The sequence below is a fragment of the Clostridium sp. X genome (assembly GCF_055755365.1).
Genome location: NZ_CM146912.1, coordinates 3,053,666 through 3,065,719, shown reverse-complemented (window position 1 = coordinate 3,065,719; position 12,054 = coordinate 3,053,666). Strand labels below are relative to the sequence as shown.

Annotated in this window: 19 protein-coding genes; 12 read left to right on the top strand and 7 right to left on the bottom strand. The window is 27.5% G+C overall.

All coding sequences use genetic code 11. From position 1 onward, the window contains the following. The first annotated feature begins 314 nt into the window (after positions 1-314). The 5 genes from ACX0KU_RS15445 (at position 315) to ACX0KU_RS15425 (ending at position 4,344) form a co-directional block, all read left to right on the top strand. A complete protein-coding gene (locus ACX0KU_RS15445; protein WP_472990870.1) occupies positions 315-614 on the top strand; it encodes an ATP-dependent Clp protease adaptor ClpS in 300 nt (99 codons plus the stop codon). 2 nt (positions 615-616) lie between these two features. Further along, entirely contained in the window at positions 617-2,887 is a 2,271-nt protein-coding gene (clpA, locus tag ACX0KU_RS15440) for an ATP-dependent Clp protease ATP-binding subunit ClpA (RefSeq protein ID WP_472990869.1), read from the top strand. A 106-nt stretch (positions 2,888-2,993) separates the two neighbouring features. After that, positions 2,994-3,356, top strand: a complete 363-nt coding sequence (locus tag ACX0KU_RS15435) for a hypothetical protein (protein ID WP_472990868.1) — start codon at positions 2,994-2,996, stop codon at positions 3,354-3,356. Positions 3,357-3,384: 28 nt separating this feature from the next. After that, positions 3,385-3,903, top strand: a complete 519-nt coding sequence (locus tag ACX0KU_RS15430) for an NUDIX hydrolase (RefSeq protein WP_472990867.1) — start codon at positions 3,385-3,387, stop codon at positions 3,901-3,903. Positions 3,904-3,990: 87 nt separating this feature from the next. Continuing rightward, a complete protein-coding gene (locus tag ACX0KU_RS15425) occupies positions 3,991-4,344 on the top strand; it encodes a hypothetical protein (RefSeq protein ID WP_472990866.1) in 354 nt (117 codons plus the stop codon). A gap of 40 nt (positions 4,345-4,384) precedes the next feature. Here the strand turns inward: ACX0KU_RS15425 and ndk are convergent, their stop codons facing one another. Further along, on the bottom strand, positions 4,385-4,831 hold the full coding sequence (gene ndk / locus ACX0KU_RS15420; protein WP_472990865.1) for a nucleoside-diphosphate kinase: 447 nt from the start codon (positions 4,829-4,831) through the stop codon (positions 4,385-4,387). Between the two features lie 147 nt (positions 4,832-4,978). Between ndk and ACX0KU_RS15415 the strand changes: the two genes are divergently transcribed. Next, entirely contained in the window at positions 4,979-5,254 is a 276-nt protein-coding gene (locus tag ACX0KU_RS15415; protein WP_472990864.1) for a DUF1294 domain-containing protein, read from the top strand. Positions 5,255-5,272: 18 nt separating this feature from the next. After that, positions 5,273-5,818 carry a hypothetical protein gene (locus ACX0KU_RS15410; protein ID WP_472990863.1) on the top strand — a complete coding sequence of 182 codons (546 nt, stop codon included), beginning with the start codon at positions 5,273-5,275 and terminating at the stop codon, positions 5,816-5,818. Positions 5,819-5,919: 101 nt separating this feature from the next. Here ACX0KU_RS15410 and ACX0KU_RS15405 read toward each other — a convergent pair whose 3' ends face one another. After that, positions 5,920-6,690 carry a TSUP family transporter gene (locus ACX0KU_RS15405; protein ID WP_472990862.1) on the bottom strand — a complete coding sequence of 257 codons (771 nt, stop codon included), beginning with the start codon at positions 6,688-6,690 and terminating at the stop codon, positions 5,920-5,922. Between the two features lie 207 nt (positions 6,691-6,897). Between ACX0KU_RS15405 and ACX0KU_RS15400 the strand changes: the two genes are divergently transcribed. Continuing rightward, positions 6,898-7,032 carry a hypothetical protein gene (locus ACX0KU_RS15400; protein ID WP_472990861.1) on the top strand — a complete coding sequence of 45 codons (135 nt, stop codon included), beginning with the start codon at positions 6,898-6,900 and terminating at the stop codon, positions 7,030-7,032. A 112-nt stretch (positions 7,033-7,144) separates the two neighbouring features. After that, a complete protein-coding gene (locus ACX0KU_RS15395; protein ID WP_472990860.1) occupies positions 7,145-7,750 on the top strand; it encodes a 3'-5' exonuclease in 606 nt (201 codons plus the stop codon). A gap of 52 nt (positions 7,751-7,802) precedes the next feature. Here the strand turns inward: ACX0KU_RS15395 and ACX0KU_RS15390 are convergent, their stop codons facing one another. The 5 genes from ACX0KU_RS15390 to ACX0KU_RS15370 form a co-directional block, all read right to left on the bottom strand. Further along, entirely contained in the window at positions 7,803-8,012 is a 210-nt protein-coding gene (locus tag ACX0KU_RS15390) for a hypothetical protein (RefSeq protein ID WP_472990859.1), read from the bottom strand. 32 nt (positions 8,013-8,044) lie between these two features. Next, positions 8,045-8,314, bottom strand: a complete 270-nt coding sequence (locus ACX0KU_RS15385) for a hypothetical protein (RefSeq protein WP_472990858.1) — start codon at positions 8,312-8,314, stop codon at positions 8,045-8,047. Positions 8,315-8,414: 100 nt separating this feature from the next. After that, positions 8,415-8,645, bottom strand: a complete 231-nt coding sequence (locus tag ACX0KU_RS15380; RefSeq protein WP_472990857.1) for a DUF2188 domain-containing protein — start codon at positions 8,643-8,645, stop codon at positions 8,415-8,417. Positions 8,646-8,686: 41 nt separating this feature from the next. Next, positions 8,687-9,070 (bottom strand): hypothetical protein, encoded by a 384-nt coding sequence (locus ACX0KU_RS15375; RefSeq protein ID WP_472990856.1) that lies wholly within the window; start codon positions 9,068-9,070, stop codon positions 8,687-8,689. Positions 9,071-9,137: 67 nt separating this feature from the next. Further along, positions 9,138-9,617 carry a L,D-transpeptidase gene (locus tag ACX0KU_RS15370; RefSeq protein WP_472990855.1) on the bottom strand — a complete coding sequence of 160 codons (480 nt, stop codon included), beginning with the start codon at positions 9,615-9,617 and terminating at the stop codon, positions 9,138-9,140. A gap of 161 nt (positions 9,618-9,778) precedes the next feature. Here ACX0KU_RS15370 and ACX0KU_RS15365 point away from each other — a divergent pair, with 161 nt between their 5' ends. From ACX0KU_RS15365 to ACX0KU_RS15355, 3 genes are all read left to right on the top strand, one after another. Further along, complete coding sequence (locus tag ACX0KU_RS15365; RefSeq protein WP_472990854.1) at positions 9,779-10,360, top strand: hypothetical protein; 582 nt, start codon at positions 9,779-9,781, stop codon at positions 10,358-10,360. A 123-nt stretch (positions 10,361-10,483) separates the two neighbouring features. Further along, entirely contained in the window at positions 10,484-10,639 is a 156-nt protein-coding gene (locus tag ACX0KU_RS15360; protein ID WP_472990853.1) for a hypothetical protein, read from the top strand. A 153-nt stretch (positions 10,640-10,792) separates the two neighbouring features. After that, the gene (locus ACX0KU_RS15355; RefSeq protein WP_472990852.1) at positions 10,793-11,992 is read left to right on the top strand and encodes a nucleotidyl transferase AbiEii/AbiGii toxin family protein; all 1,200 of its coding nucleotides are present in this window, start codon (positions 10,793-10,795) and stop codon (positions 11,990-11,992) included. Positions 11,993-12,054: the final 62 nt, after the last annotated feature.

Genomic DNA, 12,054 nt, shown 5'->3' with positions numbered 1-12,054 from the left:
ATAAATAAGTGTGTAAACAGCTACTAAGAATTTACGATGAATGAATCTCAAGTATTAGTAAAGAATAATTGCGCTTTGATAATACTACGAAAAGTACATCGGAAAATTTAACATAATTGCTAAAAATCTTAGTGAAACTTTGAAACTTTCTGACACTACTTAGGATAACCAATTTAAAGTTTTATATGTTGAGATTTTTTGTTATAATATCTCTATAATTGGACTACTAAGCTTAGATGCGTAATAAAATATTATTAGAAGCACAATTAAGCTCACTATGTATATAATAAGATTAAAATATGGAGTTGTTTAATGTGAAGGAAAAAATCATTTTAAAAGAAAAAAGCAAATTAAATTATAAAAAACCGAATATGTATAAGGTACTTTTGCATAATGATGATTACACAACAATGGAGTTTGTAATTGAAGTACTTATAGAAGTCTTTAGAAAAAACTCAGCAGAAGCTAATAAAATAATGTATGATGTTCATAAAAAGGGAATTGGAGTTGCAGGTCTTTATACACGTGATATAGCTCTAACTAAAATAAAACAGGCAACTTATATGTCAGAGTTAAATGAGTTTCCACTAAAAATGACTGTAGAAAAGGAGTAGTTATGAATTTAGATAATTTGTTAAGTGAAATATTTATAACCGCATATAGTGAAGCAAAAATATCAAAGCATGAATACTTCACACCAGAGCATATATTATATGCTGCACTACATTTTAAAGAGAGTAAAAAGATAATAATAAATTGTGGTGGAAATATAGATGAACTTAAGGAAGATTTAGTAGAGTATTTTAGTGAACAAATTCCTATACTAGAAAAAGAGAAGGATCCTATACAAAGCATAGGAGTTCAAAATATAATTTCTTCAGCTGGAGCACATGTTTTGTCTGCAGAGAAGAATATTATAAAGTTTTCAGACTTACTGATCGCAATATATGATGAGGAAGATTCTTTTGCTAGTTATTTCCTGAAGAAACAAGGAATTAAGAAACTAGATATTTTAAGCTATATATCTCATGGAGTTTCTTTACCAGAGAAAGTAGAAGAACTAGAGGAATTATCTATAGATTCAGAAGATGATGATGAAGAGATGTATAGTGAAGATCTAAGAGAACGAAGTCATAGATATGATATTCTAAGTCTATTTACTGTAGACATTACAGAAAAAGCTAAAAGAGGAGAGTTAGACCCACTTATAGGAAGAGATGACATACTAAAAAGAACATTACAGATTTTATCAAGAAGGTTAAAAAATAATCCTATACATGTTGGGGAACCAGGAGTTGGAAAAACAGCTATTACTGAAGGCTTAGCTCAGTTAATTGTAGAAAATAAGGTTCCAAAAGTTCTTCAAAATTTTAGAATATATTCTCTAGATATGGCAAGCTTACTTGCTGGGGCAAAGTATAGAGGTGACTTCGAGGAAAGAATAAAGAAAGTTTTAATTAGAATAAAGAATCAAGGAAAGGCTATTGTGTATATAGATGAAATTCACACTGTAATAGGATCAGGTTCAGTTTCAGGTGGTGCTATGGATGCAGCTAATATACTAAAGCCCTTTTTAACAGATGGTAAGATTAGATTTATTGGTTCTACAACATATGATGAATATAAGAAATATTTTGAAAAAGATAGAGCATTATCAAGAAGATTTCAGAAAGTTGAAGTTACAGAACCTTCAAAAGAAGATACCTATAATATTTTACTAGGCTTAAAGGATTCTTATGAGACTTACCATAAAATAACCTATACTGATGAAGCTTTAAGAAGTGCTGTTGAGTTATCATCTAAGTATATACATGAAAAATACCTACCAGATAAAGCTATAGATGTTATAGATGAGGCTGGAGCTTTATTAAGACTAGAAAATATAGATGAAGAGAATCTAATAATTACTGAGAAAGAAATAGAGAAAATAATTTCTACTATGGCTAAAATTCCTGAAGAAAGTGTATCTTTGACTGAAGTAGAAAGATTAAAGACCTTGGATAAGGAATTAAAAAATATTATATTTGGTCAAAGTGAAGCTATAGATACTATAGTTAGGGCTATTAAAAGGTCAAGGGCTGGCTTTAATGATGAGCAAAAGCCTGTAGTTAATTTGTTATTTGTAGGGCAAACAGGAGTTGGAAAAACTGAAATCGCAAAACAGTTATCAATATCTCTTAATATCCCATTAATTAGGTTTGATATGAGTGAATACCAAGAAAAGCATACCGTAGCAAGACTAGTTGGAGCTCCTCCTGGATATGTAGGCTATGAGGAAGGTGGACTTTTAACAGATGCTGTAAGAAAAACTCCATATTCTATATTACTTTTAGACGAAATTGAAAAAGCTCATCCTGATATTTTAAATGTGCTTCTTCAGATAATGGACTATGCAACTTTAACAGACAACAATGGAAAGAAAGCAGATTTTAGAAATGTAATTTTAATAATGACCTCAAATGCTGGAGCAAGAAATATTGGTAAATCTATGTTAGGCTTTGGAGGTAGAGTTGTAAAAGATGATGCTATTAGTAAAGAGGTTGAGAGAATATTCTCTCCTGAGTTTAGAAATAGATTAGATGAAATTGTAGTATTTAATAGAATGGACGAAGATATGGCATGTCGTATAGCTAAAAAGTCATTAAAAGAATTTAAAGAAAAGCTATTAACTAAAAATATAAGTATTGAAGTTACTGACAGATGCTATAAATGGATTTCAGAAAAAGGATTGTCATCAGTATATGGAGCAAGAGAAATATTAAGAGTAGTACAGCAAGATATTAAGCCATACTTTGTTGATGAAGTATTATTTGGTAAGCTATCTAATGGTGGAAAAGCTTTAATAGATATTGTAAATGATAAGATTGTAATAGATAAGTCATCCTAAAGGATGGCTTATTTTAATTGCTAGATAGTTATTAAAATTTATAAATAAGAATAGTAGATTTAGTTAAAAATAAGATGAAATATTTAATAGGGAGAGTAGGTAAAAAATGGATAGAGTTTCGGATGAAAAAGGAGAACAACCTATATTATCGATTATTATAGATAAGGAAAAGGCTACTTTTGAAAATATGTTGTTTAAAATTGAAGAAAAGGAGCAAGGAATTATATCAGATTTAACTGTGGGTAAAATAAACAACCTACTAGAAAAAAGTCTGCAGAACATAACTAAAGAAGAATATGAAACTTTCAGAAGTAATGGTATTTCTTTAATTAATTTAATATATGACGTAGAAGAGATAAGTGTAGTATTATATGCGGTAGAGGCTATAAAAAACGTTGAAAATTACAATAATCTAGAAAAGGAAATTATAAAAAGTGCTTCAGTAGACCTTGAAATATTAGTAAGGTAAGGTTAACAAAAGGGAAGAAGGGTTTAATATGGAAGATAAATTAGTTTACGATGGATGGCTAAAGATTTATAACAGAGAAATAGATGGAAAAAAGTATGATATATTAATAAATTACGATGCAGTTTCAGCTATAATATTAAATGAATTTAATGAAATTCTTCTTGTAAAGCAGTTTAGACCTGCATTGATGAGAGAAACATTGGAGATACCAGCAGGATCTTTAGATATAGAAGGAGAGAGTTTAGAGGAGTGTTTAATTAGAGAGTTAGAAGAGGAAACAAATTTAAGTGTAGAGAAAGAAGAACTAGAGAAGGTTATAGAATATAAACCAATTATGGGGTTTAGCGATAGTACTATGAACATATTTAAAATAGAAATAAATAAAGAAAAATTAAAAGACAAATATATAAAGGATGCTGATGTAACAGAAGTGATTTGGATGAAACTTAAGGAGTTTGAAGAGAATATCAATAAGGGAATTATAAACGATAGCAAAACTTTAATATCTTATTATTATTTAAAAAGTAATAACTATTTGGGCTACTAGAAAAAGGTAACCCATTTTTTATTTAGCATAAACACGAGACTTAGTAATATAAATATAATAGATTACTTAAAGGGGTGTAAGCTAAATATGAGTTTAGAAGGTGATATAGAGCATTTAGTAGAAAAGGCCTTAGAAAAAGGAGGAAAAAAGGCCATGGGTAAGGGAGTTGAAGAACTCTTAGAAAAGGGAGTAATAGAGGACATAACTCAAAGAATAATAAGTGTGGCTATAGTAGAAATTGTAAAAGTAATACAAATAGGGGTAGCACTAGCCATAGGAAAAGCAGTTATAGGATCAAGTGTAGCAAAAAATCAGATTCAGATAGATGAATTAAAGAAAGGAATTTTAAATTCAATAGCTACAAAATATGATGATATAAAAGTTGCAGAATTACTAAAGGAAATGCTAGCTAATAATGAAGAAGATGCAAAAGAAATATAATATACTTATTGTATTTTAAAATACAATAAGTATATTATATTTATATAGGGGCTAACAGCAGGGATCCAACTAAAGAAAAATCATTCTCTTCTTGGAACCATATATTTATTTCTCTTTCAGCATTTTCAGCACTATCTGATGCGTGAACAGAATTCTCGGTTTTTGAAAGAGCTAAGGTACCCCTTATGGTGTTTTTATTAGCTTTAGTAGGATCTGTATTGCCATTTATCTCTCTAACTCTAGAGATTGCATTTTCACCTTCAACAATAAGAGCGCATAAAGGACTTCTTGTTATATAAGAAATTAAGTCATCAAAGTATGGTCTACCTTCATGCTCTGAATAATGAAGTTTAGCTGTTTCAGTGGAAGCTTTTAGCATTTTTAATGCACTAATCTTTAAATCTTGTCTTTCGTAAAATGAAATAATCTCACCAATTAGATTTCGTTCAGCAGCATCAGGTTTAATTAAAACAAGAGTTTTGTTCATTTAAGTCACTTCCTTCATATTATTATTATTATAGCATTTGACTTTACGTGAAAAATATACCAAGATAGTTTATTTATCATTAAATATTTGCATTAATAAAGTAAAAGAGATATTCTAGAATATATATTACTTTAGGAGAGGATATCTATGAAATTTATTTTGGGCTACTTTATAATTATTAATTTATATGGTATATATATCATGTATATAGATAAAAAGTTAGCTAAGGAACACAAATGGAGAGTATCTGAATTAAAATTATTTATAATAGCATTTTTATTTGGAAGTACTGGTATTATTATAGGTATGAAGAAGTTTAGACATAAGACTAAGCACTTAAAGTTTGTTTATGGGATACCTATAATATTTATTATGCAATTATATATAATTTATGAATGTATACCGTTTATTCTTAAGTTTTAATTTAAAGGGGATGAGTAAATGAATGCTGTAGCACCAAATTATGTATTTTATATAATAGTGGCTATAATAGCTGTATTAATTATTACTTCTGTAATTAAAAAGGCATTTAAGTTATTGTGTCTAGTAATAGTTATAGTAATTGGAGTATCAGTGTATAATGTTTTTGTAAAAGGAGTATCGCCTACTGATGAAGTTAAAAGCTATAGTACAGACATAAAGTACGGAATAGCTATTAAAGATTATTCAGGAAAGATTAAATCTTCAGTAAGTAATTTAAAGATTGCCACAGAAGGAAGTATAGATAAAGCTGATATTAATACTATAAAACAGGAAAGTGAAAATCTTAAGGAGTATCACGAAGAAGTACAAGCACTGGAACATTCAAATAAAATTAGCTTTTTTCATAATAGATACTGTGACTATTTAAATGTTATAGTTGGAACTTCAGATGGGGTAGCTGATTTAGCTGACTTAGAAGATGATAAAAATATAGTACAAATTAATAATATGATAAAAAAAATTAGTAGTAGTCTTAATGATTTATCAGAATTAAAAATAGAATAAGAAATATAAATAAGAATTCTAAGTTTGAGAGAGGGTTTCCTCCTAGTTAAACTTAGAATTTTTATTTATGAAATAATAAATGGAATTATCCTGATTTAATCCTATATAAAGTTTTGAACTAGAATTTTAATTGCAACAGCAAGAGACATGGTAACAAATATAGGTTTTATCAATTTAGCACCTTTAGTTATAGCTAGAGAAGTTCCAAATCTTGCTCCTATAATCATAGATAGGGCAACTGGAATTCCTATTAGATAATTAATTTCTCCATGTATTGCAAAAAGAACTAGAGAAGTAATATTGCTTGTAAAGTTTAGTATTTTACCATTACCAGCTGCTTGTACAAAATCAAATCCGAAAATTTTTATAAGCCCAAAGATTAGAAAAGCACCTGTACCAGGACCGAAAAATCCATCATAGAATCCAAGTGAAAAGGCTAAAATAATTCCTAAAGCTATATTTATTTTAGTAAGACCTTTAAAGTTATTATTTACTCCTATTGATTTTGAAAATATAGTATATAGACCTACAAATAAAATTAGCACTAAAACTAAAGAATAGAGGAAGGCCTCGTTAATTTTTAAAACAGTGTTAACGCCTACAGCAGCTCCTAAAAGAGTAAAAGGAATTAAATATTTTAGTAAGCTAGAATTTACCTTTTTAGACTTTATAAATTTTAAAGAACTTGTAAGAGATGCTGAAGAAGAGCAAAATTTATTTGTTCCAAGTGCTAAATGAGGAGAAATTCCCGCAGCTAAAAAGGCAGGTAAGCTTATAAGACCGCCACCACCAGCAATTGAGTCCACGAATGCTGCTAAAAAACCTGCACCACATAAAAATATAAGTCTTGTAATCATTGATGTTGTTATCATAATATATCGCCCCTATTCAATATAAGTTAAAATGAGTATTTATTCAAACCCCACATTAAATTGTACTTTATTTATTTAAATAATGGAAGTATACATTTAATAACATAGACTTTAATTATATAAAATAGCACTAAATTTTTAATAAAATGTAGATAAGAATAAAAATTTCTTCTGTGGATAACCTAAATTCAGAGAGGAGTGATGATTTTGAGTATTAAAAATAAGGATTTAGCTATGCAAAATAAAGTTGAAAAGATGGATACACAGCATGACCTAAATAAAGAGAATAATAAGCCAGGATCAAAACAAAATGTTAGTAAAGCGGTTCTAGAAGATAAGTAAAATGACTAAACAATAGAATTACATCAAATAAGAAACCTTGATAATTTGTCAAGGTTTCTTATTTGATGTAAAATTATATTTACTAATATATCTATATAGATTGGAGCAAGGTATGAAAAGCATATTTTTAGACACAGAGACAACAGGACTTAAACCAGGTCAGATAGCTCAGTTAACTTACTTAATAGAAGAAAATAAAGAATTAACGGTAGCTAAAAATTATTTTTTTACAGTACAAACAATGAGTCCTCAAGCTGAAATGGTACATGGATTTAGTATAGAAAAATTAGATGAATTGTCACAAGGTGCAACATTTGAAGATTTTCACAATGATATATTAAAAGATTTCAATGACTCAACATGTATAGCTCATAATGTTAAGTTTGATCGTGGATTTGTGGAAGCTGAGTTAGATAGAATAAATAAGATTGCTGAATTTAAAAATTACTTCTGTACTATGGAGTATTTTAAGAATATAGTAAAACTGCCTGGAAAGTTTAAAAATGGGTACAAAAACCCTAAGGTAGAAGAAGTCTTAGATTTCTATAAGATAACTCCAGAAAAGGTATTACAGAAAACAAAATACATATTTGAATGTGAAGATGTAAGCTTTCATGATGCAAGATATGATACAGTAGCTATGTATCTATGCTGTTTAAAGTCTCGGAATAGAAATAGAGTTAAAATTAAATGGGACAATCTATACATGGACATATAAAAAAAGATTTTCATAAATAAGACTCTGTATTTTTCACAGAGTCTTATTTAGATTACTCTTTATTTCCACTAGTATATTCAACATCGGATAAAGGATGTATAGCGGATTCAACTTCAACTTCAATTTCCTTAATTTCATTATTTTTCATTATCATCATTGTTGGCTTAATTACAGTCTTTTCTTTTTCTTCAATGATTAGTTCTCTATGCCTATCTTTAATAAGATTCTCTAGTTCTTCTTCTGTTACCTTATGTCCCTTCATAATATGTGGTTTCATGTTATCACCTTCTCTATTTATAGTCCATCAATATCAAAGTCATTTGCTGTGCCAAAGTCACGAGCTGAGCCGAATTCGTCTAGTTTGCCAAAGTCGTCTTTTTCTTCAGTGAAAGGGAAGGGATTTGGAGTAATGCTAGCATTAAATCCATAAGCATTTCCTAACCTATCTGAAGTATTTTGAAGTAGAGCACCAATAGGTGGCTCACTTATTGAACCCTCATCACTATTAATTTTTTCAATTATATGAGGTATTTTTCCGTAAGTGTTATTAGTATTTTTAGGCATAAATATAAACCCCTTTCTAAAGATATTTTCTCCATAGAAAAGGGGTTTATGCTGAAGATTATATTTAAAATTTAAAAAAGCATGTTATACAGATTTGTTTTTAAAAATCAGACTTACATAAAAAAGTATCTACATAAATAAGTTTTTGACCAAGCTTTCCATCTAGGTTATATATTAAATAGTCTGCTTGTCTTTTTTTAGCTTGTCTACGACCTTTAACAAGAGCAGTACTTTTAATTCTATGGTGACTAAGAAGTTCACCAGTGCAATTATCCATATTATCCCAACCGCCAGAAGGGTTAGGTATTGTACAGATAGTTTTAATTGACATAATTATTCCTCCTTAATAGAAATCAAAATATCTTATAATTGCTATGAAAAGTATAAGGAGTTTTTATAAGTACTACCGTTCAAAGAGCTGATAATAAGCTTAGATATTCTTTTTCTAATATCAAAAATTATTTGTATAAATATAAAGAGTATCTTAAAGTATAAAAGTTGAAACAGTAAGTTGATTGATGAAGTAGACTTTACACTAAGATAAGATTCTAAATATATATTTCTTCTATTTAATAAAACTAGTATTTTAGTATCTTCATTATAAGAATTTAATATAGTAACTTTTTCATGAGGATAGCTAGCGATATTATATTTTATATTTTCATTGATAGTAGATAATTTAAAACATAAGAGTAAAATTAGTACAAATGAAAAATATTTAAAGTGAATTTGTCTTTTCAATTTAATTGTATACACTCCTTAGGATAACAGTTTATTACAATATTATATATCCTTTCTAGATTAAAATAAAGCAGAATATTTTTCAGTCTATAGGATCTAAAGGGTCGCTAGATATTACTATAAAAGTACTAGGTTGTAAGTAAGTATATAAATCCTTAACATCATTACTAAACATTCTTATACAATCATGGGAAGAGGAATCTTCTATATATGTTAAACTATTTGTGCCATGTATACTGTATTTTCCAAAAGGAAGGTTAAGAGTGATCCAGGGAACTCCAAAACCATCACTTAATTTAGATTTATTTTTAATTTTCCAGGTTCCTATAATAGAAGAGTTGTAAGATTTTGCGTATATAATAGGATACTCTTTTACGGATTTACCAGTATCCGTATCTATTAGATATAGCTTTTTATCCACCAGGTGAATTAAGACATTATATTGACTTGTTTTTTTATGCATAAGATTATTTACGGCATAGTCACGAAAATGAAGGTATGATGTTATTAACATTAGTATTAGTGAAAATAAAAGCAGTATATATTTTTTTTTAATTTTCATGTAAATGTCCCCCATAACCAAAAGAATATATATTATTTCTATGCAATTGCCATATGAATTATAGTTAGTAATTTATATTATTTTAAATTTTAATTTAAATGCTATTTATACAAATCACAGCATAACATTATTGTAATGAAATAATATAAAGGAGCAAGAAATTGACTTTAAGAGATGTTTATGAATTTTATGATAAGTATTTTAGTTATGAGAAAAATTTAAGTATAGCAGATAATAAATCCATCTATCTATCTATAAGAGATACAATAAGAATAATTAATAAGGTTATAGAAATGAGTTCCTTTATGCCTGTTCAAGAATATGGTATTAATAAATTAACAAATCCTATGTCATTAAGATATTTATTTAATTTAAAGAAGTTAATGCTAAAAGAATGCAGAGAACCTTTAAAAGAGCTAGAGTTTCATAGTGAATTTATTAAAATCTATAAAGGTGAACTGAGTAGTAAAAGACGAGGTATAAAAATACCTTTAATATATTGGATTAACATTAAAAAATCAAAAATAATACTTCTTAGTTTTTCAAATTCAGGAAACATGATGAAAGAAATAGAAGTATTGAAAGGACTTATATCAGAATTTAAAACAGATACTTCTTACTTAATAGAAATAAAAAAATTAGCCTATTGGGATTTAAACTCTGGTAAAGAAATTAGTTTAAATTATAAAAATATTAAAGGAGTATCTAAGCATAGCCTATTAGAAGTAGCTAACGAAATATAGTATAAAAACATAATTAGTATAACTGAATAGTTTCATAGTGTTTAGGTTAAATTAATGTTGTACAACCCATTGCTGAATAATTGAGTAATCTTTCTACACTTAATATAGTAAGGAGGAACCAACATGGATAATAATAAAAATCATATGAAGACTGATAAAAAAACTAATGCAGAGTTAAGAAAAATATTTCATCGTAGTGGAGGAGATATTGGAATAGAAAATGGAGTTAAACTAGGTTCATATCCAACACAAAATAGAGAGTATGAAAAAAATAAATAATAATATATAGTAAAAATCAGGTTATAATTATATACCTGATTTTTATTTTTATAATATAATTTAAGGTAGTTATAGAATGTGATAAATTGGTTAAGGGTATAGTAATGATATAGGAATAAAATTATTAAAATAGAAAGGAGTGAATATTAGAATATGAAAAAAAAGAAAAATAGCATATCTAATTTTTTAACTCATGAATATTCAAGCTTTACTGAGCACAATATTGGAAATGAGGCAAACTTTTATGGGATTAGCAATAAAAGTATTCTTGAAAGACACTTCTGGATTTATGAATTTCATTCAAAGCTACAACAAAGGCTTAAAGATAAATTTATTTTAAAAGGAGGAGCTTGTGCACAATTATATCTTCCTTTAGAGACTCAAAGATGTACTGAAGATTTAGATTTATATACAAGCTTAAGTCCAAATAAATTAAGATTCGAATTTAGTTCCTTAATTAAAGAATTTAACATACATAAAATTCAAAGTAAAGCTCAAGAGTACATTCCTAAGAGTGTACAACTACATGGAAAGACTATGCCAATAACTACATTTATAGTTAAACTTCCTTTTATATATAGAGAAAATAGAAAGTCTGGAGTTAATCAACTAAAAGTCGACTTTTTACATGTTGATATAAGTAAGGTAAGAGCTAATTATATAGATAGAAAGAATATTTTAGGTTTAAGATTAAAATATAATCCATTATGTATGTCACTTTACTCTATAATTGGAGCCAAGCTTTTAACTTTTGGAGCAAATACCATAGGCATTGAAAAGTTTAAGAAAGATAAGCATTATAAAAACATATATGATGTTTTTTATTTAATTAACGAAAATAATGATTTAGATACATTAATAGGAGTAGCTGATTATCTTAAAACTAACTTATTTCTTGAATTTAAGGTTAAAGGAATAGAACCAATAAATACAATAACTATATTAGAGGATATAATGAAACAATTATATTTTTTATCTATAGAAAATTTAAGAAGAAGTTACATGGGTCCAGCTATAAGAGTTGTTATTTTTCAGGAAAATTATATAAGGCAGAATATAAATGATGACTTAGATCCTGATCAATGGTCTATAATGGCTATGTATTTATTAATATGGACATATGTATTAAAGGAATATATGATTAGTGGAAATTACTCTGAACTTAAATTATTTAATGAAATAATAGATGAATATAATTACTTCAATTCATTATCTCATAAAGAACAAGATGACTATATTAATCATATAAAAGATAAACTGAAAAGTAAAAGAGAAACCTTTATATTTGATATGGTTAAAGAGCCTTTGAGATTAATATTTTTATACTTTATTCTTTTTAAACTTGAAAATTAACTTAAGTTTGGTTATTACTTTCTATGTTTTGCTAGATTTTAAAATATGATATTATTTCTAGG

Excerpts from the sequence above, each read along its gene's own strand:
- ACX0KU_RS15385 (WP_472990858.1), bottom strand. The coding sequence starts at position 8,314 with ATGCCTAAAAATACTAATAACACTTACGGAAAAATACCTCATATAATT.
- ndk (WP_472990865.1), bottom strand. The coding sequence starts at position 4,831 with ATGAACAAAACTCTTGTTTTAATTAAACCTGATGCTGCTGAACGAAAT.
- ACX0KU_RS15405 (WP_472990862.1), bottom strand. The coding sequence starts at position 6,690 with ATGATAACAACATCAATGATTACAAGACTTATATTTTTATGTGGTGCA.
- ACX0KU_RS15380 (WP_472990857.1), bottom strand. The coding sequence starts at position 8,645 with ATGTCAATTAAAACTATCTGTACAATACCTAACCCTTCTGGCGGTTGG.
- ACX0KU_RS15390 (WP_472990859.1), bottom strand. The coding sequence starts at position 8,012 with ATGAAGGGACATAAGGTAACAGAAGAAGAACTAGAGAATCTTATTAAA.
- ACX0KU_RS15430 (WP_472990867.1), top strand. The coding sequence starts at position 3,385 with ATGGAAGATAAATTAGTTTACGATGGATGGCTAAAGATTTATAACAGA.
- ACX0KU_RS15415 (WP_472990864.1), top strand. The coding sequence starts at position 4,979 with ATGAAATTTATTTTGGGCTACTTTATAATTATTAATTTATATGGTATA.
- ACX0KU_RS15370 (WP_472990855.1), bottom strand. The coding sequence starts at position 9,617 with ATGAAAATTAAAAAAAAATATATACTGCTTTTATTTTCACTAATACTA.
- ACX0KU_RS15435 (WP_472990868.1), top strand. The coding sequence starts at position 2,994 with ATGGATAGAGTTTCGGATGAAAAAGGAGAACAACCTATATTATCGATT.
- clpA (WP_472990869.1), top strand. The coding sequence starts at position 617 with ATGAATTTAGATAATTTGTTAAGTGAAATATTTATAACCGCATATAGT.
- ACX0KU_RS15395 (WP_472990860.1), top strand. The coding sequence starts at position 7,145 with ATGAAAAGCATATTTTTAGACACAGAGACAACAGGACTTAAACCAGGT.
- ACX0KU_RS15360 (WP_472990853.1), top strand. The coding sequence starts at position 10,484 with ATGGATAATAATAAAAATCATATGAAGACTGATAAAAAAACTAATGCA.
- ACX0KU_RS15410 (WP_472990863.1), top strand. The coding sequence starts at position 5,273 with ATGAATGCTGTAGCACCAAATTATGTATTTTATATAATAGTGGCTATA.
- ACX0KU_RS15355 (WP_472990852.1), top strand. The coding sequence starts at position 10,793 with ATGAAAAAAAAGAAAAATAGCATATCTAATTTTTTAACTCATGAATAT.
- ACX0KU_RS15425 (WP_472990866.1), top strand. The coding sequence starts at position 3,991 with ATGAGTTTAGAAGGTGATATAGAGCATTTAGTAGAAAAGGCCTTAGAA.